Genomic DNA, 24,373 nt, shown 5'->3' on the forward strand with positions numbered 1-24,373 from the left:
ATGATCAGGATGGATTCCTTTCTCTGAAAATTTACTTATCAACAAATAAATCACTTAAATTCAAGCAATATCTCAATCGATATCACAGATTGTTTCATTGATCATAAAACCATCAATACGTGTTGCAAATTTGTTAGGGTTCGGAATAATGCACTTGTTACAAAAAAGTAACAACACAACATCACCTATAAACACAAATAATAGAAATGCGCCCACATTCACCCAGAAAATCCTACAGCACGCCTCGACGCGCAAAAGATTTTACACGGGTTGAAGTAGGTAAAAATACACACATTCGTAAACAGACAGGATACACAATGGTAAAAAACATTATGCTGGCCATGTTAGGCAGTACTGTTGCTATTAATGCATCAGCAGCCGGCTTGGATGAAAAAATCAATGAAGTCGTGGCACCTATCGTCAGCCCCTTTGTTGGAATGATCTTCTCGACCATTCCATTCCCATTTTCAGACGTGCAGGTACCTTGGATTGTTTTATGGTTAGTCGTTGCCGCCACTTTTTTTACCGTTTACCTCGGTTTTATCAACTTTCGTGGCTTCAAGCACGCCATTGATCTCGTCTCTGGTAAATACTCCGACCCGAAGTCTAAAGACCAAGGTGAAGTTTCTCACTTTCAAGCCTTGACCACAGCCCTTTCCGGTACGGTTGGTCTTGGGAACATTGCCGGTGTTGCCGTCGCGGTCTCTATCGGTGGTGCTGGCGCCACCTTCTGGATGATCCTGGCAGGCCTATTGGGTATGTCGAGCAAATTTGTTGAGTGTGCGCTCGGCGTGAAGTATCGCAACACCAATCCAGATGGTTCAGTGTCTGGTGGTCCTATGTACTACCTCAGCAAAGGCCTTGCCGATCGAGGCAACGCGGCGTTTGGTCGAACACTTGCGGTACTCTTCTCCGTATTTGCCATCGGTGGTGCTTTGGGTGGCGGCAACATGTTCCAAGCTAACCAAGCATTCAAGCAAGTGGTTGAGGTGACTGGCGGAACCTCGTCGTTTCTTGCTGACAAAGGTTGGTTGTTCGGTTTAATCCTCGCAGTGATCGTTGGTGTGGTGATCATCGGTGGTATTAAATCCATCGCGAAGGTAACGGAAAAGGTCGTCCCCTTTATGGCAGGTATCTACGTTGGCACCGCATTGATCATTATCGCGATGAACTTTGACCGCATTGACGATGCTTTTGCCGCGATTTTCAACGGTGCATTTACCGGCGAAGGGATTACTGGCGGTGTGATTGGTGTATTGATTCAAGGTTTCAAACGAGCAGCGTTTTCGAATGAAGCGGGGGTGGGCTCGGCAGCAATTGCCCACGCAGCGGTGAAAACCAAAGAACCGATGTCAGAAGGTTTCGTTTCGCTCCTTGAACCCTTCATCGATACCGTCGTGATTTGTACTATGACCGCCTTGGTGATCATTATTACTGGTTACTTGGATAACGGCTCTGGTCTCGCGGGTGTTGAATTAACTTCTGCTGCTTTTGGTAGCGCCATCAGTTGGTTCCCTTATGTACTAGCCATTGCAGTAGTATTGTTCGCGTTCTCAACCATGATTTCTTGGTCTTACTATGGTCTAAAAGCGTGGACATATCTGTTCGGCGAAAGCAAAACGGCAGAACTTATCTTTAAAATCAAATTCTGTGCTTTTGTGGTGATTGGCTCCGCAATGAATCTTGGGCCGGTGATTGATTTCTCTGATGCGATGATCTTCGCTATGGCATTGGTGAACATTGTTGGCCTGTATATTCTTGTTCCGGAAGTTAAACGCGACATGAAAGACTACCTTGCGCGCCTAGCCGCAGGCAAAGTCTATAAAGTGCAACAAACCTCGATGAACAAACCAACCGAGGCGTGATCCACACGATTACTCGTTAAAAAGTAGCAGCTTCGGCTGCTACTTTGCTTTAACCAGTCGTTATACATTTACGCCTTAAATGATGATAACTCTCTATCATTGTCACAATAACTAGTTAATACGCTCGCCCCACTACTACCAAACCAACATATGCGCTACTTTGTGCCGTTTTTCAAACTGAGCAAAAAATCACCTTGTTTTTCCCTTCCAACATAGAATAATTGAACCTTCCCAATGAGTTTTTCTTCTCTATTTCATTCGACAATAGGTTTAACTGCGTTTCACAACACGTAAGTCTGAGTTCACTGATTGGGCCTTTACTTTTCAACTTGATCCGATGGTTTTCATTTCCATCAGTCAAGTAAATCAACAACTATGCTCAACTTCTCTCTTGTTTCATCAAGCAGCAGCGTTAGGCGACATAACAATAATCACTTTCGTGTCTTTGCCAAACGGTATAACGGCTTTTACTGAGCCTTTGTCACCTCAAAAATTCGGCAAACCAGACACAACACATTATAAAAACAACAGGTGCAGGAGGCTCTAGTGAAAATATTTTGGCAGTTAAGGTGGTTCTTCAGGCTAAGGTGGAAGCATTATCTTGGCTCTATTCTTCTTTTTGCGCTTATTTCCGCAATGCAACTGGTCACACCCAAGGCGGTGGGACACATTGTTGACGGTATTGTAGAGAAAACCATGAGCACTTCGGAAATGCTGCAATGGTTTGCGGGGTTATTTGTCATTATCCTCGCAATCTATGGCTGCCGCGTGCTTTGGCGTATATGGTTGTTTGGTGCGAGTATTGAGCTGGGCAGTATTCTGCGCAATCGCCTTTATCAACATTTATCAACGCAACCTCCTCGCTTTTTTGAACGCTATAAAACCGGCGATCTCATGGCAAGAGGCACTAATGACGTAAAAAATATCGTTGTCACCGCGGGTGAAGGGGTATTGACTGCCGCAGATTCACTGATTACGGGCATTGCAGTGTTGATCATCATGATCACCCAAATCAGTTGGAAACTCACCGTGATGGCACTATTGCCTATGCCTTTTCTGGCCATCACGATTTTCTACATCGTGAGAGCGCTCCATCAACGTTTCAAAGTCGCACAAGAAGCTTTTTCTGAACTCTCGGATCTGACCCAGGAATCACTCAATGGCGTGAGAATGTTGCGCGCCTTTGGCTTGGAAGAGCAAGAACAAGCACGCTTTGAGAAAATGGTCGATGAAACGGGTGACAAGAACATTGCGGTCGCGCGCGTGGACGCACGATTTGATCCCGCCATACAACTCTCGATCGGGCTCTCTTTCTTCCTCAGTATCAGTGTTGGCGCATACTTGGTCCACCTTCAAGAAATTACGCTTGGTGATTTGACCGCTTTTACCATGTACCTAGGATTAATGATTTGGCCAATGCTCGCATTCGCCTTCTTGTTTAATATTTTGGAGCGTGGCGCGGCTGCCTGGAACCGCTTAGATGAGATATTCCAGCTGCAACCGGAAATTCAAAGTGGTTCCGAGAACCTTTCAAGCATTGCGCAAACGCTACACATCGACGTGAATGATTTTCATTGGAACAACGATTTACCCGCTGCACTTTCTCAGTGCCACATCAGCCTAAAACCCGGCGCTATGCTTGGCATTGCAGGCCCGGTCGGCAGTGGCAAATCGACACTGATTGCCTTACTCCTCAGGCAACAAGAGTTACAACATGGTGATATTCGCTATGGTAACACCTCCATCGCTCAAGCGGATCTCGAACAATGGCGCGGCAAATTTGCCGTCGTCAGCCAAACTCCATTTTTGTTCTCTTGCTCTATTTACGAAAACATTGCCCTTGGCCACCCAGAGGCAAGTGAAGAAGAGGTGCACCGCGCGGCGAAGTTCGCCTGTATTCACGATGATATTTTGAAGTTTCCTAACGGATACGCCACGGAGGTCGGTGAAAAAGGCATTACGCTTTCTGGTGGACAAAAACAACGTATCGCCATCGCACGAGCGATGCTGCTGAACGCAGAAATTATGATCTTAGACGATGCGCTTTCCGCCGTTGATGGCCGCACCGAGCATGAAATCTTGCGCAACCTCGAGCAGCATTATCGTCACCAGTCTTTGATTGTCATTGCTCATCGTTTAACGGCTCTCGAAAAAGCAGATGAAGTTGTGGTCTTCAACCATGGCCATATAGTGGAAAGAGGCACGCACTTCCAGTTAGTCGCCAATCAGGCTTGGTACGCTGAGATGTATCAATATCAGCAACTCGAACAAGCCATGGAGGAGGCAAAGTAATGAAGAAGTCGACGATAAAAAGATTATTTGCCTACCCATTTGCTCAACCAAAAGCGATGATAACAGGGCTGCTTTTCCTTTTAATTGCTGCCGTCAGCAACGCCGGTGGGCCTTGGCTTATCCAGCATTTTATTGATGAGAACATTACCAAAGATAACTACACGCAACAAAGTTTGTTGTTACTTGGTGGTGGCTACCTTGCCCTGTTGTTGTGCTCATCGCTGTTTCAATACCTTCAAGGTCTTCAGTTTAATATCATTGCCACAGGTATCATTCGCACCATACGTAAACAAGCGTTTAGCAGTGTCATCAAACAACCACTGTCCGCTTTTGATTACACCCCAACAGGGAAGTTGGTCTCACGTTTAACCAATGATACGGAATCACTTCAACAGTTTTACGAGCTGTTGATCGCCTCCGTGGTAAAGAACCTCGTGATGATCTTAGTCATGCTGGGCGTTATGCTGATCTTAAGCTGGCAGCTGACGTTAGTTGTTTTAGTTTTGCTGCCCGTTGTGGTTGCTTTTATGGTGCTATTTCAAAAGCTCAGCACCCATGCATACCGAGTGATGCGTGACTTGCTCACCGACATCAACGGCAACATGAGCGAGTCAATCCAGGGGATGAGTGTCATCCAATTGATGAGACAAGAAAAGCGTTTCAACACTCGTTTCAATCGACTCACTGAGCAGCACTTCAATGCGGGGAGAAAATTGATTAAGCTCAATGGCATTCTCCTGCGCCCATTGATGGATCTTCTTGCTGGTATCGCTTTGTTGACTCTCGTCGGGATTTTTGGTTTCAGCGGAACAGAGATGATCGGCGTCGGCGTTCTCTATGCCTTCATCAGCTACTTAGGCCGCATTACCGAACCTCTGATTGAAATGACGCAACAACTGGCGCTGTTACAGCAAGCTTTAGTGGCCAGTGAACGGATTTTCGAGATGATGGATTCGCCAGAGCAACAGTATGGAGACGATCGCACTCCACTGAGCACCGGTGCGATAGATATCCGTAGTTTGAACTTTAGCTATGATGGAAAACAAAAGGTTCTAAATGGATTGAATATCGAGATCAAACACCAGAATTTTGTCGCATTGGTAGGCCATACTGGGAGCGGAAAAAGCACATTGGCTTCACTATTAATGGGATTTTACCCCGTTTCTGAGGGTGACCTGTTGCTCGATGGCAGACCGATTGCAGCGTTGAGTAAAAGTGTACTGCGAAAAGATGTCGCCATGGTGCAGCAAGACCCTCATATCCTGCCAACATCCGTGCGAGAAAACATCGCGCTCGGAAGAGAAGTGTCGGATGAAGTACTTTGGCAATCGCTTGAACAGGTGGGCCTTGCTCAACAAGTGAAACAATATCCGCAGCAGTTAGACACACCACTCGGCCAAGGTGAAACCAATCTTTCTGCAGGACAAAAACAGCTACTGGCGATGGCCCGAGTGCTTATCGCAAAACCGAAAATCCTCATTCTTGATGAAGCGACAGCAAACATCGATTCAGGCACAGAAGCCTTGATTCAGAAAAGCTTAAAAGCGCTTCGCCACGATATGACGTTAGTGGTGATTGCGCATCGCTTATCGACCATCATGGATGCAGACAAAATTGTCGTACTCCACCACGGAGATCTTGTCGAAATGGGCAACCATCAACAATTGTTGGCTCTCAACGGGCGCTATGCTCAGATGTATCAGCTCCAACAAGCAGGCCAACATATTCGCGAAATCGAGTTGCAAGAGGAACAAACGCTAGAACCAGCTTGCTAATAAGTAGACCGTGCCAGTGTTCTGGCACGGCTTATCTTTCCGTTAATTCAGCCTATTGATTAACACTTTTACAATTTCCTGTTTTGTTTACAGCGATAAACCACTCGCAATTTGTGAGTTACTTATTGTACAATTTTGCCATCTCACAACTTAAACTGCTTGAGTAGCCGTTAAATGCTAACGCTAGGGTGAGATCGTCAGTGTCTTTCATTAAAAATAATTACTCCATCAGAAAGACTGGTTGTTATTCGTCATATCTATCACCTTTAACTACTGTGTAATGTGTCCATGAACGAAGACAAGTTTACGAATATTTATCGCCTACCGGGATCACTGCAGATTCGCATAGCGAAATGGCAACAAACATTTCGCGGCACCTCCGATCTCGTTTTGCATCAAGCACTGACCGTGCGTAACAAGCAATATCACAAGCCAGACTTTTTCCCTAAAGGGTGGTGTATCCCATTAGTCGAGGAAAGTGAAAGTTCGATAACGCACCATGGCAAATATATTCAAACGGCAATGAGAACCATGGTAGACCGAAAGGTTTCTTACAAGCGTGTGTTTCTCTCTCGCATGCCGTTAGAAGAAGCCGAAAAAGCGATAACTCTATTTAAAAAAGAGTGGATATCGAAACACAACAAGATTGCGCGACAATATAACCAAATAAAAAAGAAAGAGTTTATGAACTATGCATGGGAAGAACTCGAAACACTCTACCCTTCTATTCCGAAAGAAAATTTTGATAAGCAGTTATGGAATCGATTGGTTTTGAAAGAGTTTGGCCCAGAGAAGAAATATAACAACCCATACTTCGTCAAAAAAGCCGATTTTTAGTTTCCTATTGCCTATTTCAACATCATCAAAAAAGCCCTATGTATGGCTTGTCACCGTAAACCAAACGACCTCAATTATTGAAGATAAGCGTTTAACATCCACAAAAGCTTTTCTTGCTCACGAATGTAGTCCCCCATCAGAGCTGCAGTTCCTTCGTCTTCAGCCTCACCCGCATGCTTGAGAATTTGACGTTGTTGAACCAGTAGCTTGCTAAACCCATCCACTAAGCCCATAACAGATTCTTGCCCAGTAAATACATCTTGATGTTCTGCGATATCACTATTGAGCAAATAGGTACTAAAGCTGTGTTTCGGCGTATAACCCAATGTCAAAATACGTTCTGCGAGCTCATCAACTTTAACTTGTAGATCGGTGTAGATCTCTTCAAATTTGATGTGCAGTTCAAAAAACTGCTGCCCTTTGATGTTCCAGTGATAACCGCGAGTATTCATATAGAGCACTTGATAATTAGCAAGCAACTGGTTTAGCTGCTCCGCCAATGCTTTAGCTAGCTGCTGATCGAGACCGATGTAGTTTGTTTTATTAGACATAGCATCACCCTTTTAATTTGGTTAGAGAAGCCACTCTTCTCTCAATGGGTGTAGTCTATGAAAAGGCGATAAAAAGGTAAAAGCGATTAAACCTATAAGTTCAATCGCTTTTGCCTATTTAAAATTCCTACGGGATCTTAGTAGAAACCATCTTTGGGATCGTGCTCAGGAAATTGAGCGATGATCGCTTTGAGTTGCTCTTGATGCTCTCGCAAAGCGTTGACGCATCCTCTATCAACTTTTCCTGCGATCACCATTTTCTCAAGCTCCAACAAGGCGTGAGTAATTGACCAAGCTTGCCGGTAAGGGCGATGTGTTGTCAAAGCATCAAAGATGTTGGCCACAGAAACAATTCTTGCGGCAGGCGGAATATCTTCACCTTTGAGGCCGAAGGGATATCCAGAACCATCTAAAAACTCATGATGGTACGCCATAATTTGCGTAAGAAGAGTGATGCTTGGATGATTTGGGTTACCCAGCGACTCCAGGATGCGATCCATAATCTCTATGCCGTTTTCAACATGATTGCGCATGGTACTTCGCTCCGATGTATCAAGCGTTTCTGATTTACAGATCAAATCGATGGAAAGGCGTACTTTGCCTAAATCATGGAAGCGCGAAAATAGAGAAAGGTGCTCGATGGTTTCATCATCTAACAGCCAGTCGTTAGCCATCTCAGTGGCGATGATGCGTGTGTAATGACTGATGCGCTCTTTGTGTGCGCAAGAATCTTTGTGGTAGACAGGAAACAGTGCTTGCGTTCTTTCTGCGCACCCCGCAATCGCATGAACAATCTGGTATTCGGAGACGATGGAAAACTTCACCATGTCAATGTATGGTTTTACTTTCTCGATCAAGCTTTCATCGAAGGCATTTTCTTGACGGGAATTAAGAAACAAGAATCCAACAAATTTGTCTTGCTCAAAACATGGGATAGCAATGGAAGAGCGATATCCGACGCTCAATAATGACGTTACGTGCTGACTGCTGCTCAGTAAGTGTAAATTACCCACAATGCGAGATTTTCTCTCCTCGACACAAGTTCTTAGCATGGGTAATTCCGAGAGAGGAGCACTAAAATGAGCAAGGTCTGTGTAGTGCCCACAACTGTCTGCATAGGTTTTCAACACTTGTTCTTCTTCATCAAATAATGCAAAGGAGATTCTATCGATACTCGGTTCATGAATTCTCATGCGATCTCGAATATTCTCAAGTTGCTCGTTCAATGAGTGAGCATGATGAAAATAGGCGCAATTGCTCATTTCACTTAGCAGTTCCATTCCTAACTCCTTTGCACGCAACACTAGGTAGGGGATTACCCCACCTAATGAAAACGCCGATTTTGTCTCCCAACAGAGTAAGTTTAGGAAAAAATTGGCCAATACGCCTACATGTTAGCGCTCTTTCTTAAGAGACTTTGATCTCAATTTATAAACCGATTTTTTGGCTAAAATTAAGTCATTTATTTTAATGTAATTATCGGAAGTAACGCCAAAAACATGACTGGTCTTATCTCAACGGCAGATCACCGAGATTGGACGATTTCGAGGGCTTTTACGGGAAACTCAGCATCACCCCTTGCATCACCAGCGGTAAAGACAACGATCAAAAAAGGCTGGATAATTTCCAGCCTTGTCTTGTTTTTTCTACCCTAATGCAGGTAACACACCAAAGCTGATGAGCAGTTGAGCACCGACAATCACAATGCCCACGATACCGGTTAGCATAAGCGTTGCTTGCCCACCTACCACTTGGTAGCGATTCATTTTATCACTCTTTTTTCTCACTTTTCTCACCATGACTATTGGTAGAAAAATAGCCAAGATCGCCAATGCGATAGCAGCATATCCGAGCGCCATGATAAAACCTTGTGGGTAATACAGCGCAAACATCAATGGTGGAGTAAATGTCACCAACGCTGGTACAATTCGATTTTGTGTTTTCCCTTGCTTCTTAATCACATCACCCAAGAACTCAAATAAACCCAAGCTCACACCCAAGAACGAGGTCAATAGAGCAAGGTCTGCAAAGACGCCTACCAATTGGCTCAAATGAGATTGTTGAACTTTGGCAGCCAACTGACCAATCAAAGCGCTCAGCCCAGCGTTTTCGACCAGAGTTTGCTGATGAATAACACCCAAAGTCACTAACTGCCAAAAGATATAGATCACTAATGGGATCGAAGAACCGACCACGATTGCCTTACGCAATGCATTAGTGTCACCATCGAGGTAGTTAACGATAGCCGGGATACTGCCGTGAAAACCAAACGAGGTGAAAATCACCGGAAGTGCCGCGACAATCAAGCCTTGCTGCATCGGCATACTTAACAGGTAAGACTCAGTCACATTCGGGGCAAGAAAGAACAAAACGGCCGTCATCGCTGCAATCTTCAACCCAAACAGCACTCGGTTTACCTTATCTACCATTGCCGTACCAACAGTCACGACAGCGGCAACGATCAAAGTAAACACTATCGTGCCAAGTGGCGCATTCAGCTCAATATTCAAAGATTGTGCGACTCGCTCAGAAAATTGTGCGCCGCCTCCTGCAATATAGGCAGCGCAAAGCGCATAAAACAAAAACAGCATGGCAAAACTTGCAATCCATTTGCCTTTTTCACCAAGAATTTGTTTAGCCAAAGTGTGCAAAGTAGCATTGCTGTCGGCTTCTTGGTGTAACTCCACCATAAGCAATGCGGTGTAAGACATTAGGGCCCAAAAGCCAACCATGATCATGACAGAAGTTGAGAAACCAATTCCAGCAGAAGCAAGGGGTAAGGCCAACATACCAGCACCAATTGTGGTACCAGCGATAATCAAAGTACTACCAAAAATCTTTGAACGGCTCATGCGTGTATTCTTATGTTTACAGTTTTATTTAATACTTAGAGATTCGTGGTGAAAAAAAGGTCACCAACCAATCAACAAACTGGGTAAGTGGCGATTCTGTAGTACTTTCATATTAAGATCAAGCAAAATGTAACGATAAAAAACCACAACTGTAAATAAAATTAAACACCCAAATTTAACTCATTGAGAGAACATGTATTGCCTTTGGCACAAGCTCCACCTTCGCAGGTAAATTACCGACGAGTTCTCCATCACACTGAAACTGACCATTACGCTCACTATCGATATAGAAGGCGGTGTTTTTCTCAACCGAAACCTTTGGATGTGTATCAATTCTGCCGTTTAATAAATAGGGCAAGCTGAGTAACCGATGAACAAATGGCATGTTGTGGATCGCGACTTGGTGAATGTGGCCCGACTGGTGAAAGGCATCGGGCGAGAAGTCCATACCGGCACCACCGTATCGACCAATGCAGTACATCGCCAACAAATAGCTCTGTGCTTGTGTCTCTTCATGCTTCTGCTGCGTTCGAATCGACAACCATTCTCCTTGATAGGCATAGAGAGAAGAAAGCAGAGTGGAATAATAGCGCAGTGATTTCCCCCCCGCACAGCCCATCTTTTGTAAGATGTGGCAATCTAACCCGCACCCCGCCATGTTGATGAACACATGTCGTTGTGTATAGCCTTCACCAAACGAGACCAAGCCCAAATCGTGTGCTACCACAGTGCGTCGCAGTAAAAAATCGATCCAGGCTTGAGGTTGCTGAGGAATTTTATGGTAACGAGCCCAGTCGTTGCCCGTTCCCTGCGGCGCGACAGTCAAGACAAACTCGCTTAACGGCAACTGGCTTTCATACAGTCCCTGAAGAAGCTCATTGACGCTACCATCGCCCCCTATCGCGACAAAAGCTCGTTCGCCTTGCTGGGCCAACTCAAAGCTAAGTGCTCTTGCGTGGCCTTGGTACTCCGTGAGATGAAAGCGATACGCAATCTTATGTTTTACCAATAATGGTTCGACTTGCTGCCAAAACTTCAACGCTTTACCACCACCAGCAAGTGGATTAAGAATAAAATTCCAGATCATATGTCCTTAACTTCAAAGATTTCATCAAGATCAGTCGCCATATTAAGCGTTAGAAAAACAGCACAAATGCCATTATGGAACAGTTGTGATCAAACACCCTCTTTTCTTCGCCTTACTCACTAATTTGTGACCATTTAGACGACAAAGCTCCGATACACCTTGCCGCAACCAGATCAGACCACGAAGCAAAAACAATACTTAGTTCAAAATACTGAACAATCACCTGTATCAAAGATGATAATTTAGCGATTTCCTTAGTATTATTAATGAAAATTATTACAAACAAACAGAATTACAATAACGTATCGTCGGAATAAAAATGGAAAACAAACATCATTCAGATTCACTGCATTTTGAAGTCGATCTGAAACACGCATTAATTTGGGTAGCGAGAGCCCTAGATTACGTGGGCGTTGACGACACTCATCATAACCATCGCGTCGCTTATATGGCTTACAAATGTGCGCTTGCGCTTGGCTGGGATTTAAAAAAGGCAGAATTTAGCTACTTCGCAGGTATGGTGCACGACTGCGGCGTATCAGAGACCAAAGAGCACCTAATGCTGCTGGAAACACTGATGCCGCAAGACGCGCAAGCGCATTGCATACGCGGTTATCAGTCACTGCAGCAATGCAACATTCTCGCTCAGTTTGCTCTGCCTATTCTCTATCATCATACGCATTGGAAAGAGTTAGAATCGCTGGATCTTTCACCTTTTAACAAGGATGTTGCCGCACTACTTTACCTTTCGGATCGACTCGATTTCCTCCGAGCACAATACACTGGTGATTGCCACAGCGATTTGGTCACCTTACACGAACAAACCATCGCTGATACGATCCGTGCGAACTCGGGCACTTTGTTTCATCCTGGGATGTGCAATACCATGATCAAACTGATCATGACCGATGGCTTTTGGTTTGCAATGGAATCCGAGAACATCGAAACCATCGGTTTAGGGTTTTCTCATATTGACTGGTTGCAGAAGCAGTTAACGCTATCTGATCTGGTGACGCTCGGACTGTTTCTTGCCCGCATCGTCGATGCTAAAAGCCCTTTTACCTACCAACACTCGCAAAAAGTGGCAGAGCTCGCTCGCTTTTTGGCTGGCAAACTTGCGCTTTCAGAATACGATCAAGAGATGATTTTTATCGCCGGACTGGTTCATGATATCGGCAAACTCAAAACTCCAGACGAGATTCTCCACAAGCAAGGCAAATTAAGTGATCAGGAATACACGCGGATAAAACGCCATACCATCGATACCGAACTGGCTCTGCATAAAGTCTTTCCCAACTCAAAAATCGCGGAATGGGCGTCGAATCATCATGAACGACTAGATGGTTCTGGTTATCCATACCACAAGACCGAAGAAGAGCTCGACCTTCCGTCACGCATTATTGCTGTAGCGGATGTCTTTCAAGCGCTATCACAAGATCGGCCGTATCGAAACCGGATGACAGAAGAAGAAATTGAGCCGTTGATGCAAGCGATGGTCGATAATGGCAAGCTCTGTCCAGTCGCTTTTGCAACATTACAACGCTATTTGCACCACTGCTACAAGATGTCAATTCAACACAACGAGTGACGTGCTGGATAGCATTTTTCCCCTCAAGAGTCTCCACCAGTTCGAGCTCTTTCCTTCATATAGACGAAAACCGCCAAATGGGCGGTTTTCTGTTGTAGATGTTGACCAACTACTTCGAAATATCCAAGAGGTTATCTCTCACGCCATTAATGCGGAACCAACCTGCAATGCTGTAGCGGTTAATGTGGCTCGTCAGCACTTCATGAGGAAACATTTCTGAAAGAAACACAACTAATCGCCCACTCACTGGTGGCACTTTCTCTAGTAACTGATCGTCCAAATCGTAGACTAACAACTCGCCACCATCGCCCTCATTCCAGTGCTCATTCATATAAAACACCGTTGTCAGCTTGCGATTTTCCTGGCCTTGAAAGCTGTCTAGATGCTTTTGATAAAAATCCCCAGGTTCATACTTGGCAAAATGCGCTTCATACTCAAACAACCCAAGGTAAAGATAGCGATTAACACTCAATCTGATCTCTTCCATCAAGTCGAGATAGTGATCGACCGCTACTTCTTTATCACGTTTAATCCACTGAATTTTGTCACTGCGAATCTTAGTTGCTTCAACCAAGTCCTCATTTCGGCCAATCCGCGCCTGTTTCCATTGCGATGGTATCGCCTCACGCAGTTGTGCAACTGATTTTGGATCGAGAAAATCATCCCAAACGTAATAGCCGTGGGTGATTAACGCATCAATCAACTTCTCCATTTTCACTCATCATCCGCACCATATTTTGGCGTGCTGTTTATAGCGGGGAGTCGAGATGGAAGACAGACAATAATTCTTATCGTCAGGATTAGAGGTCAAGATGATTCCATCACTAGGCAATTGACATTCTCTTTACCGAAACCTTGCAGCATGCCGTCTTGCGTAGCCAATTGTTGACTATAATTGATAATACCATCAGTTGTAATGAGATATGGAAAGATGAATGGACTTACAAAATCGGCTGTTGCTTCGGTGATAGCAGCAGCACTACTTGCTGGTTGTGGAGGAAGTGACGGGGGCAACACGGCCAACGTTTCCTTTTATGTATCAGATGCACCAGTTGACTATGCGAGTTCGGTAACGATCGGATTTACTCAAGTTGAATTGGTTGACAACGAAGGAAATTCTGTCTTTCTCGACGTTGTCCCTTCCAATGGCGCAGACTACCAACAAATTGACCTCTTAGATTATCAAGGCAGTGATTCTGCTTTGATTGTAAGTAGCCAACCCGTTCCTGTTGGCAGCTATAAAGAACTCATTTTGCACATAAGTAGCGCAAACAACGTCAACTATGTGATTGATTTGAACGGCGAACAACCTTTGAAACAGCCGAGTAGTAAGTTAAAACTAGGTAGTTTTGATGTCACCTCTGAAGCGGTTCAACTGTATACAATTGAGTTTGATCTTCGCCAATCGCTGGTGATGCTAGGCAATCAAGGTAATAACAATGGTTACATCTTAAAACCTCATGGTGTATCGATTGTTGCGAATGCATCGGCTGTGAGCATTTCAGGCACGGTCGACAACAACCTGCTTACGGAAGATGAAAGCTGTACGGTCGATAGCAAAAGTTTTGTGTATCTTTACCAAGGCGAAGACCATGACAGTGCAAATCTGATTGATTTGGTTGATGAAAACGATGAAGAGTTTAACTCACAAAATCCGTTACCCGTAGGCGCTGTTAAACCGCTTGCCTCCACGGGGTTAAACGAGAATGGCGAGTATGCTTTTGGCTTTTTAAATGCCGGAACCTATACCCTAGCCTTCAGTTGTAATGCGGGTGGGGATGACCCTGTTCAGTATGACGGCACATCGATTCCATTACCAACTGGCCAAGTACACACCATTGAACTTTCCGCTGGCGAAAACGGGACAATTGACTTCAACCCTCTGCCATAAACCAGATCAAATATTGAATAACCGTGACTTTACATCAAAAAGTCACGGTTATTTATCGAATCGGCAAAATCAATGATCGGTAGAGGTTGTTTCGCTTTGAAAATGTGGTGTAATCCCTCAAACGTTCAATAGACGCCCTTTTTATGGATTACATCTCTCTTTCTCGCATTAGTCTAAAGCACCTTACGGTCCTGCATGTATTGCTCACAACACACAGTGTCACCAGTGCAGCGGAACAATTATGTGTGACCCCATCTTGCGTCAGCAAAATCTTGTCGCAGCTTCGCAATGTTTTAAATGATGAACTGTTTTATCGTGATGGCACACAGTTGATCCCCACTTCGTATGCACTGAGTATTGGGCCGGCTATTCATGGCATTCTATCGAGCATGAACGGGGTCATTCACCAAGGAACATTTGATCCCAAGCTATATAACGGGACATTTTCCCTTTCCATGCGTGAAAGCACGTTTGAAGTATTTGCTGAAACCTTCAGCGACATTACCGCTCAAACACCGAACGCACACCTCCACATTTACGCCAAAGAACAACATGGCTTTGAAGCGTTATTGCGCGGACAAGTGGATTTTATTTTGCTGCCTCACGACATTAGCCAGCCTCCAACCATGAACAAAGAGTTAATTTGGCACACCATCATGCGTGACGAAATGATCTGTTTGATGAACGCTGAACACCCAGCGACGCACACTCGGTTCACCATTGAGGATTACCTTTCATTTCAACATGTTGGCATTCACGATAAAGAACTGGCCATTCCTTACTTTGAGCAGACATTGATTCAGAGTCATAAACCAAGAGAGATCGCTCTGGCGGTTGCGGATTTCGGGGCAGCCGCAGTCATGTGTCATCGAACACCGTTACTCTTTACCTGCTCAAAGCTCTGGGCAGACACAGCCTTGCAAGCCAAAGGGCTAGTAAGTCGCACTCTCCCGTTTGACTATGGACAAGTGGCGTACAGTTTGGTCTATAACAAACAGAGTTTGAATGACCCCGCTTTGACTTGGTTAAAAAATCAACTAATGACCACAAAAGCACGCGCGTCAAAGCTTCCAGCTTCTATCGTTTGAGATGAGGCGAATTAGGAAAGAGAAGAGATCGAGGATTGATACTCAGAAGTTGCCGGCAATTGTATTACGTGGGGAAGCCGTGCACTGAGTAGACACGCGAAATGAATAAGCTCGCTCGGCGTACACACTGGCCATTGCGTCGCCTCTCCCTTCACACCGTGGTGACCAAAGGCATTGAGGCGTATTTTTACGTTACTCGGCAGCGTGGCGAGAAAAGCACTTAATGCTACGAACTCACTATCCAGATCACTGCGTCCGGGAATATGCAGTAAGCGAATTTCATGTAGCTTACCTAGCTCAACAAGATGTTTTATTGACAATATGACTCTGTGATTATCACGCCCGACCAACCAATGGTGTGTTTCTGATTGCCATGCTTTTAGATCAATCATTGCCCCATCGAGATACGGGCTGATGGTTTCCCAGCCATGAGTTGCGAGTGAACCATTGCTGTCAATAAAACAGCTCAAATGCGCCAATTGAGCATCGTTTTTTATCGCTTTGAACAACTCGCGGACAAAACCGAGTTGTAAGGTTGCTTCCCCACCGGATACCGTCACACCACTGATGAACAGATGCTGTTTCCGTATCAAATCGACCATCTCTGACACCGTCCACTCTTTAATTTTTGGATTTGAGTGATACGGGCAAACCTCGAGACAGTGGTCGCAGTGGGAGCAAACCTCTTCTAGCCAAACAACGCTGTTGTTTTTCTTTATAAGGGCACCTTCAGGACACGCTGTCACACAGTCACCACAATGATTACAGTGTCGAATCGTATGCGGATTGTGACAGCTCAAGCAGCGGAAATTACATCCCTGCAAAAATATCACTAGGCGGTTCCCAGGCCCATCAACACAAGAGAAAGGCAGAACTCGACTGACTTTCCCCTTCTTGTTGAACTGAACAGCTAACATCAGACTATTCAGCTCGACTGTGCCGCGCTTTGATAAGTCGGCATGCTTTCCATGCTAATGACACGTGCGCGTCGGTTTAAAATGGCGGTATTTTTGGCTGCTTCTGCGGCGAGGAATGTCGTATTACTTCGCGATCCACGCTGGGCAAACTGTTCGATCTCCGACAACTTCACCATGTACCCCGTTACTCGAATTAAATCGTTGCTTGCAACGTTGGCGGTAAACTCTCGATATCCTGCCGCGAGTGCACCTTTACAGAGGTTAAACATCGCCTCTGGGTTGCTTTTCACGGTTTCATCAATGGTCAAAATATCACTAATGCCCGATGGGTAATAAGCATGATGGGGGGCATTGGCTAAGATATAGCTGACAGGATCAGGCTCTTCCCCATAGGCAATACGCACGCCCGGTGTTACCCCTAAATCTAAGCTGATACCGCCTTGGGCGTGCAACAAAGCGCGTTGCTTCCAGCCGTGTTTCACAGGTCGAGCCTCTACAAGCGACGCCAATGTTTTTGAAATTTGCACCCCCAATTGATTGGCAGAATCATCCCAACCGTAACGCCCTGGCAGCCCCTCTTTAGTCAACAAGATGGCAACCGCTTCTGCCATGCCGTAAATACCGAACATTGGCGCAAAACGTGCCTCATCAATCAGCTTCTCTTGCACCAAAAAGCCGCTAAAGAAACCAGATTGCTCATGCAAATAGGCGGTGCGTGCATCCATCAGCTCTATGACTAAGTCTGAGTAACTCGGCAACACGGTTTCGATGAAATGAGCAATGGAATCAGCACGACATGCAACTTCTTTTAAGTTGAGGCGAACGAGTGTGTTTGCGCCTCCGGCCAGTGGCAGAGAGTTATAACAACTGACGATACCGAACTGTCTGTCACCGTAGGTTGCGGCGTGCATTGGGTAATTGGCGATGTGTGGTTTGCTGCATTGGCAAATATTACTTGTCGCGATGCGAAGCAAATCTTCTGGCGTCACCTCAGGATCGTGCATAAAGGTGAGATTGGGGGCAATTTGCTTAAGTTCCGCATCCACTTTTAAAATTGTGCGACACACAATGTTGTCAGTCGGGCCAATGTTGACGTGCATAAAGGCATCAGGCAAAGTGCGGTCCAACATGATCCAAAAGCGTTTGATTTTCTTATAAAGCTGCTCGTCACTGAGTGCCCCAACAAAGGGCAATAACAGCTCATCCAGTTGACCCAAATACACAGGGATATTGGTAACAGAAGGCACGTGGTGATAGAGAATGGTGAGCATATTGAGTGCGTCATCCAACTCTTCCGCCGGGGCGAGTTCGAGAAACTCGCTACCTTGACTTAGAAAGCGAGCGTAGTCAGGTAATACGTAGCGCGGTTTAAACGGCGCATTGCCTTCGAACATATCACAAATGATCCCCTGCTCCATGGCTTCATTCAACGCTTGAGAAACTGGCGCATAATCCAAAAGACCTTCTGCTTCTAAAGCAAGAAACTGGTTCTTTTGTTTAACCGTTAAGTTTCGGTCATTGATGATGGAGGTCAAACGTGCTTGGACGAGGGCTAAACTACTGCTCATAAAGGGAAATCCTACTGAATTTTATGCAGTCTAGCCCTAATTGATAGTTTCCACTATTGAAAAACTAAGAATGAGTTATTTCCGATTTGGAAAGTACCATTACCCCGCGAAATCTGATCTATTGATGGGCAAAAGTGTTCAACGCCTCTTGCTCAGGCATGGGCTTGTAGAAGTAATACCCTTGGATCTCGTCAATATTCCAGATTTTTAGTTTACGCAATTGGCTTGCTGATTCGACCCCTTCAGCAACGGTCGTTAAGCCAAGTTCTTTCGCCATACCTGCAATACTCCGAATCAAGGTCCGCGCTCGGTCATTATTTTCGATTTGGTCGATATAAGATTTATCCAATTTCACAATATCTAGTGGGAATGAGCACAAGGTACTGAATGAGGAATAACCCGTACCGAAATCATCTAAGGCTAACTGAATACCCATCGATTTGATTTCGCGAGTTCGTTCTAAGGTCTCAGATTCAATCCCCAGTAAGGTGCTTTCTGTGATTTCTATGACAAGCTGCCCGCGACTAATGCCAAACTCATCCATCACTTTGCGAAGCAAATCGGGTAAATGGGCATGATAAAAATGAATAGCACTGAAATTCACATGGACGGTTAACGGACTTAGTCCTTCTTCGACACGCTGTTGATTGATAACGGTGATAAAGTGACATGCTTGACGAAGAATCGATTCCCCAAGTTCGACAATAAGGTGATTTTGTTCAGCGATTTCAATGAATAAATCCGGTCGAACAAAGCCCAACTCTGGATGACTCCAACGAGCGAGTGCCTCAAAGCCATTCACCTTGCCGCTATCTGTATCAACAATCGGCTGATAATAAGCGGTGATAGCTTCGTCACGTATCGCTTGCGCTAAGTCGCGATTGATCACTAATGTGCTTTGAGCTTGCTTTGCCAGCGCCTGATCAATGTGTATGACTTCCGTCACCGGGGTATGTTGAAAATGTTGTACGGCGTAGGAAGCGGCCTGCAGCAAGTAGCCCAAGTGTTGATGAGTAATCTCAGGATCCAAAATCGCGACTTGGGAACTGAGGTCGAGCTCCACCCCCAAGATCTGAGTTTTGCGCGACATCACATCAATAAAACGAGTTGCACATGAAATGGCATTGTTGCACTGCTCAATCTCTTCGATCACCGCAATAAATTCAAACTCACTGATTCGACCAACTTGATAGGATGAAAGCTGCTCGCCAAAAACGGAAGCGATGTAACTGATGGTGTCGTCAAAAATAAGATGGCCATAGACTTCGGAGATTTTTTTCAACCTAGCCACTGAGATATACAGAAACGAAAACTGATTCGGTCTATTCTCAATTAGATCATCGAGCCTACTGAGCAACGCTGGACGATTAAACAGTCCCGAGACCGGATCGCGACCGACCAAATCGTTGATCATTTTTGCCTGTTTTTTCTGCTCACTCATATCACTAACCGACAGCATTAATGCCTGTTGGTTTTCGTGATGGATTAGGTTCACATCGATAAGACACTCTATTTCCTTGCCACTTTTATTCAGCATGATCGCGTCAAAATGTGTGACACCGTTGTTCAGTGCACGATACATCTGCTCAACACGGCACTCCGGTTGGTTGTCCTCGACTTTACATAAGATATTCAGATCTTGATTAACCAGCTCCACCTTGTCGTAGCCTAAAAGTTCAAGAGCAGCTTGGTTGATATCGATGATTTCTCTGTCCACCACCAATAACATGCCCATCGTTCGGCTTTGATAGAGAGCATCAAATTTTTGCAGCGTATCTTGCAGTTTATCCTGAGTTAACGAGGTGTTCTCCGCCAAAATTTCTACCAGTTGGGTAATGCGCTCGAGTTCATCACTACGACGATGAGACAAATCGTCCAATTGATATTTGGAGAATAGCCGCATAACACTTTGCTCGAAATCCGCAAAGCGTGTTGACACGCGTTTCTTAAACATGAGGAATGTAATAAAACCAATTAAACTAGCAAAAAAACCTGCAGCACCGATGAGATAGAGAAATAGAGATTGCCCTTTGACATAGTGAGAACGCTCTTCTGTGGTTTTAAGATAAACCACAGGATTTCCAGAAATCCCCTCTATCGCAGACCATTTCATCACCTTCGTTTGCGTTCTTTGCAGCCACTCATTGGATGAGATCGCCGTCAGTTTATCCAGCGGTAAAACTGTGTCTGATACGGCTAATAATTGGTTATTGGCCGTGAGAATCGCGTCGAAGTTCCCTGGAAAACGTTGGGTTAAGTTTTGTCCCCAGATTAGCCAACCACTTGTGGCCGACGTGCCTTCACTATCACGAACCGGAGTCATGCTGATCACCCAGAGCGAGTCTTGCAAAAGCACCAGCCCAGCGTTACTTTCGCGACGAACATCTAAAGTACGATTCATTGCGTCAAAATGTTGTTGAACACTGGCGTCATTCACCACTTGCTCAACCAAGTGATTGACTGCACTGCCGTCCTGAAAACGCACTAATGAATCCAACACTTCGCCCTCTAACGTGAGGAAGATCATCATGTCGAGGCTCAAGGTATCCAGCGTCTCTTGATACAAGTTCCTATCGCGATACCCTTCCACATTTCCATTGATAAAGAGCTGATTAGTCTCGTCCCAGTACGCCCAGTCATAGGAGCGCGCTTTTTGCTGGCTAACCATCATTTCAATCACCGCTTTTGCTTGATGATTGGCATGATTAATTTCATAGTTCTCCAACTCATTTAAGCTGTATAAAAAAAACCAACGAGTAACAAACAGGGTGCTGAGAATCACGCCAGCCACACCAAACCCAAAGTAGAGTGCGGTACGGCTGCGTAGTGTGAGATGTAACAAGCGAAATCGAGTCATTTATTCTAAGGTCAACTGACCGAATCATTATTGGTGTAATTGTTTAAAGTGTAAGACAAAAATCCGCTAAATGATTTGCGTTAGGTTCAATTAATCAAAAAGCGCACATCACAACGTTGGAGACGACTTCAACCTAAAACCATCGTTAGGAATAAATGATAGAGAATAAAAAAGCGACCGATGTTTGGCCGCTTCTGATGGTTATCTTTCCCAGTATGCTTCTTCTAAGCTATCTTCGCGTTCAGGTAGACCCCGTGAGAGTCGCGGTGAATGCTGAACCAACACTTCATAACTCGCTCGGTTTGCATATTTACAAACTTGAGAGAACGACGAATAGGTCAAAAATTCGTGAACATGCTTACTTGAGTTAGGCACGTTTTCCTTGTGGTATTTGTTCGCCGCCATATCGTGCAGTACCGCAGAAAGTGCAGCATCCCCCGCTCCATTGGTATTCTTAATTTTCTCTGGACCGCCCATGTATGGAGAGATATGCGAGTAAACTCGAATTGGGTTCTCACAAGACGCCTTTTTCGTCGGACGGCTAAATTCATAACGATTGAACTCAGCGATCGAGCCCGGAAGTAGTGGCAACGATGTTTCACGTTTCGCGCTGTCTTCTGTGTAACCCGCCATGAATAGGCCAACTGGACCTGCCGTGCACAGCACTAAGTCCGCCCACTCTAATGTTTTATCCGATGCCGCAAGAGGGTCCGTTTCGCCCGTCAAAGCCTCGGCTTCATCTTCATTCATCGCAACCACAGAAACATGCTCACGAATAAAGTCTTGCCAGAAAGTTGGGTCGTCTTGAATCACGAACTTAGTACCAAGGGTCAACACAACGGGAACATCGTATTTCTTCGCGTACTCAATTGCTTTCATTGTTGCTTCCGGCATAGGGTCACCATCTTTACAACGGATTAAATACGCCGTTAACACCAATGCAGATGCCTTCTTGAAGATCTTTTCAGGGATACTTTCTGGCTGAAGTTGGTTCATTTGTCCTTCGCTAATCGCAAAAGTGCGTTCACCATCCTCAGTAATTAACGCGAAACAGCGACCAATCGCCCCATCAACCCCTTGCAGATAATTAAGATCCATACGGCTTGATGTGTTACATAAATAGCGGTAACCATAACTACCAATTTTAATGTCTTGGCTCATAACACCAAGCAGAGTCGAACGATCATCCGCCAACACAGAGTAATTATGCAGCGTATTGCCGATAGTTCCGCCCGCATACTCGTTGGTAATTAGATTCTCTTGTTTTAGTTGTTGATATAAAGCTTCCGCTTTTTCATCATCAATAACGAGAGAGTGCCCCTTACTCAAACCATATTTTTCAATCACTTCCGACGTCACTTTTGCTTCAATATCCACCAGAGTTTGGTCGATACCGATAATATGAGTACGCGTCATTTTCTTGCTTTCCTGCGCCTGACTCACTAATGGGTCACGTGCATGTACGGGAAAATAGTGTTTTGATTTGCGCTGTCCGGGAAATTTCATAGTGTTTGTCTGAGTACGGGGTTAAAAGAAGTGCGGATTCTAACTCGCACTCCGATAAGCAGCAATAAAGGCAATTATAGCAAACGTTTGCATTGTGCTTTTTTATTTATGCTGCTTTATTCGCCTTCCATAAAGCCAATATCTGGTAGTTGATCTAAGTGCTCGCTGTAACGTTTGAGATCAAATTGGCCATCATTTTTCATCACATCGAAGATTTCGATCGACATGGCACATGCCATCATTGCAACTGCATCTTCACGAGGCGTGCCTGTCATCATAAGGCGCATTAACGTTTCTTTGACTTTGATTGGGTTTCCGTCCTGAAGCTGATTTTCGATGATCTCAATCAGGTCGGCTTCTTGCATAAATTGTTCGTCTGTCATTTTGATTACTCTCATTTGGTTTGCCTGCACTATGCCACAGTTATCACTCCAGCTCCTTGTAAAATTGGGTCTTCATCGACCTTTTGCTGAAAAAACCAGCGAAAACGAATTGTGATTGCGATCTCGGATCTGTCACCCGTTTCTGCTTTCTGTTAGAATTCGCCTCCAGTTAATTTTAAGGGTGTTGAGTAATGTCTGATAACAGCCAAAAGAAAGTCATCGTTGGTATGTCTGGCGGTGTTGATTCATCGGTTTCTGCCTATCTTCTAAAACAGCAAGGCTATCAAGTTGAAGGCCTATTTATGAAGAACTGGGAAGAAGATGACAATTCTGAGTATTGTACTGCGGCAGAAGATCTCGCCGATGCTCAGGCTGTTTGTGACAAACTTGGCATTCACCTACATAAGATCAATTTTGCGGCAGAATACTGGGACAATGTATTCGAATATTTCCTTTCCGAATACAAAGCGGGTCGTACACCGAACCCAGATATTCTTTGTAACAAAGAAATTAAGTTCAAAGCATTTTTAGAGTTCGCTGACGAAGTACTTGATGCCGATTACATCGCGATGGGTCATTATGTCCGTCGTTCTTTCCCTGAAAATGGTGAAAAACCACAGATGCTGCGTGGTTTAGACGGCAACAAAGATCAAAGCTACTTCCTCTACACGCTAAGTCACGAACAAGTGGCACGTAGCCTCTTCCCTGTTGGCGAGCTGGAAAAGCCAGAAGTTCGTCGCATAGCGGAAGAACAAGGCCTGATTACTGCGAAGAAAAAAGATTCTACCGGTATCTGTTTTATCGGCGAACGTAAGTTCACCGATTTTCTAAGCCGCTACTTACCAGCTCAACCGGGTAATATTGAGTCGCCAGAAGGCGAAGTGCTTGGTCAACACCAGGGTTTGATGTACCACACGCTAGGCCAACGTAAAGGCCTACATATTGGTGGCCGTAAAGGCGGTGGCGGTAACGAAGAACCATGGTTTGTTGCAGACAAAGATCTTAAACGTAATGTGTTGATTGCCGTTCAAGGACAAGATCACCCGATGCTGAAGTCCGAAGGCCTTATTGCTTCTCAGCTTCATTGGGTAGAACGTGAGCCAATTCGCGATGTGGTGAAATGCACGGTGAAAACTCGTTACCGTCAACAAGATATTCCTTGTACAATCATCCCTATTGATGACGAAAACATTAAAGTGATTTTCGATGAACCTGAGATCGCAGTGACCCCAGGTCAATCCGCTGTTTTCTACCAAGGTGATGTTTGTCTTGGCGGTGGTATCATCGAGAAACGCATTAAATATACTCAAGCTTAG

General features: G+C 44.9%; 18 protein-coding genes. 8 read left to right on the top strand and 10 right to left on the bottom strand.

The genetic code is table 11. The features are described from left to right. Positions 1-317 precede the first annotated feature (317 nt). From FC652_RS04965 to FC652_RS04980, 4 genes are all read left to right on the top strand, one after another. Positions 318-1,865 (top strand): sodium:alanine symporter family protein, encoded by a 1,548-nt coding sequence (locus tag FC652_RS04965; protein WP_176297701.1) that lies wholly within the window; start codon positions 318-320, stop codon positions 1,863-1,865. A 546-nt stretch (positions 1,866-2,411) separates the two neighbouring features. After that, complete coding sequence (locus FC652_RS04970; RefSeq protein ID WP_176297702.1) at positions 2,412-4,157, top strand: ABC transporter transmembrane domain-containing protein; 1,746 nt, start codon at positions 2,412-2,414, stop codon at positions 4,155-4,157. Next, complete coding sequence (locus tag FC652_RS04975) at positions 4,157-5,932, top strand: ABC transporter transmembrane domain-containing protein (RefSeq protein WP_176297703.1); 1,776 nt, start codon at positions 4,157-4,159, stop codon at positions 5,930-5,932. The genes FC652_RS04970 and FC652_RS04975 overlap by 1 nt, the downstream gene beginning before the upstream one ends. A gap of 288 nt (positions 5,933-6,220) precedes the next feature. Beyond that, positions 6,221-6,769, top strand: a complete 549-nt coding sequence (locus tag FC652_RS04980; protein ID WP_176297704.1) for a hypothetical protein — start codon at positions 6,221-6,223, stop codon at positions 6,767-6,769. A 74-nt stretch (positions 6,770-6,843) separates the two neighbouring features. On the opposite strand, the gene FC652_RS04985 is transcribed toward FC652_RS04980, so the two are convergent. From FC652_RS04985 to FC652_RS05000, 4 genes are all read right to left on the bottom strand, one after another. Then, a complete protein-coding gene (locus FC652_RS04985) occupies positions 6,844-7,320 on the bottom strand; it encodes a Dps family protein (RefSeq protein WP_176297705.1) in 477 nt (158 codons plus the stop codon). 137 nt (positions 7,321-7,457) lie between these two features. Further along, complete coding sequence (locus FC652_RS04990; protein ID WP_176297706.1) at positions 7,458-8,600, bottom strand: HD domain-containing phosphohydrolase; 1,143 nt, start codon at positions 8,598-8,600, stop codon at positions 7,458-7,460. 366 nt (positions 8,601-8,966) lie between these two features. Continuing rightward, positions 8,967-10,172, bottom strand: a complete 1,206-nt coding sequence (locus tag FC652_RS04995) for an aromatic amino acid transport family protein (RefSeq protein WP_176297707.1) — start codon at positions 10,170-10,172, stop codon at positions 8,967-8,969. A gap of 175 nt (positions 10,173-10,347) precedes the next feature. After that, positions 10,348-11,259 carry a diacylglycerol kinase family protein gene (locus FC652_RS05000; protein WP_176297708.1) on the bottom strand — a complete coding sequence of 304 codons (912 nt, stop codon included), beginning with the start codon at positions 11,257-11,259 and terminating at the stop codon, positions 10,348-10,350. Between the two features lie 319 nt (positions 11,260-11,578). On the opposite strand from FC652_RS05000, the gene FC652_RS05005 reads away from it, so the two are divergent. Next, the gene (locus tag FC652_RS05005) at positions 11,579-12,847 is read left to right on the top strand and encodes an HD-GYP domain-containing protein (protein ID WP_176297709.1); all 1,269 of its coding nucleotides are present in this window, start codon (positions 11,579-11,581) and stop codon (positions 12,845-12,847) included. Between the two features lie 109 nt (positions 12,848-12,956). Here the strand turns inward: FC652_RS05005 and FC652_RS05010 are convergent, their stop codons facing one another. Then, positions 12,957-13,559, bottom strand: coding sequence for a 2OG-Fe(II) oxygenase (locus FC652_RS05010; RefSeq protein WP_176297710.1), 603 nt, complete (start codon positions 13,557-13,559; stop codon positions 12,957-12,959). Positions 13,560-13,778: 219 nt separating this feature from the next. Between FC652_RS05010 and FC652_RS05015 the strand changes: the two genes are divergently transcribed. After that, positions 13,779-14,738 (top strand): DUF4382 domain-containing protein, encoded by a 960-nt coding sequence (locus tag FC652_RS05015; protein WP_176297711.1) that lies wholly within the window; start codon positions 13,779-13,781, stop codon positions 14,736-14,738. A gap of 143 nt (positions 14,739-14,881) precedes the next feature. Further along, positions 14,882-15,826, top strand: a complete 945-nt coding sequence (locus FC652_RS05020) for a LysR family transcriptional regulator (protein ID WP_176297712.1) — start codon at positions 14,882-14,884, stop codon at positions 15,824-15,826. 11 nt (positions 15,827-15,837) lie between these two features. Here FC652_RS05020 and FC652_RS05025 read toward each other — a convergent pair whose 3' ends face one another. The 5 genes from FC652_RS05025 to FC652_RS05045 all read right to left on the bottom strand — a co-directional run bounded on the left by FC652_RS05025 (position 15,838) and on the right by FC652_RS05045 (position 23,057). Next, positions 15,838-16,743 (bottom strand): YjjW family glycine radical enzyme activase, encoded by a 906-nt coding sequence (locus FC652_RS05025; protein ID WP_176297713.1) that lies wholly within the window; start codon positions 16,741-16,743, stop codon positions 15,838-15,840. 8 nt (positions 16,744-16,751) lie between these two features. Next, entirely contained in the window at positions 16,752-18,311 is a 1,560-nt protein-coding gene (locus tag FC652_RS05030) for a YjjI family glycine radical enzyme (RefSeq protein WP_176297714.1), read from the bottom strand. Between the two features lie 118 nt (positions 18,312-18,429). Next, positions 18,430-21,168: an EAL domain-containing protein gene (locus FC652_RS05035; RefSeq protein WP_176297715.1), complete on the bottom strand. Its 2,739-nt coding sequence runs from the start codon at positions 21,166-21,168 to the stop codon at positions 18,430-18,432. Between the two features lie 201 nt (positions 21,169-21,369). Continuing rightward, positions 21,370-22,674 (bottom strand): inosine/guanosine kinase, encoded by a 1,305-nt coding sequence (locus FC652_RS05040; RefSeq protein ID WP_176297716.1) that lies wholly within the window; start codon positions 22,672-22,674, stop codon positions 21,370-21,372. Between the two features lie 116 nt (positions 22,675-22,790). After that, on the bottom strand, positions 22,791-23,057 hold the full coding sequence (locus FC652_RS05045; RefSeq protein ID WP_176297717.1) for a hypothetical protein: 267 nt from the start codon (positions 23,055-23,057) through the stop codon (positions 22,791-22,793). Positions 23,058-23,248: 191 nt separating this feature from the next. Here FC652_RS05045 and mnmA point away from each other — a divergent pair, with 191 nt between their 5' ends. Beyond that, positions 23,249-24,373, top strand: coding sequence for a tRNA 2-thiouridine(34) synthase MnmA (gene mnmA / locus FC652_RS05050; protein ID WP_176297718.1), 1,125 nt, complete (start codon positions 23,249-23,251; stop codon positions 24,371-24,373).

This window comes from Vibrio sp. 05-20-BW147 (assembly GCF_013369385.1).
In the GTDB taxonomy this organism is placed as follows: Bacteria; Pseudomonadota; Gammaproteobacteria; order Enterobacterales; family Vibrionaceae; genus Vibrio; species Vibrio floridensis.